Here is a 366-nt window from a genome sequence, read left to right on the forward strand (position 1 = left end):
CTGCTGGTGTTGCTGGCTGAGCATTGATTACAACATCTGCTGATGGCAATGAGGTACATCCTACTGCATTGGTTACTGTAAAGTTGTATGTTCCTGCTGTTAATCCTGTTAGTTCTTTTGTTGCTGTATTTCCTGTTATGTTCCCCGGATTAATTGTCCAAGTACCTAATGGCAATCCACTCAAAGTAACACTTCCTGTTGCCTCTGCACATGTTGGCTGTGTAGGTACATTAGCTGTTGGCTTTTCTGGGGTTGCTGGTTGTGCATTGATTACAACATTTGCTGATGCTAACGAGGTACATCCTATTGCATTGGTTACTGTAAAATTATATGTTCCTGTTGTTAATCCTGTTATAACTTTGGTTG

The 366-nt window shown here is 41.0% G+C and carries 1 pseudogene; it reads right to left on the bottom strand.

What is annotated here, in order from left to right:
* Positions 1–366: pseudogene (locus IUY40_RS19310) on the bottom strand (hypothetical protein); the annotation flags it as partial.

The sequence above is a fragment of the Flavobacterium sp. ALJ2 genome (assembly GCF_015594725.1).
Taxonomy (GTDB): Bacteria; Bacteroidota; Bacteroidia; order Flavobacteriales; family Flavobacteriaceae; genus Flavobacterium.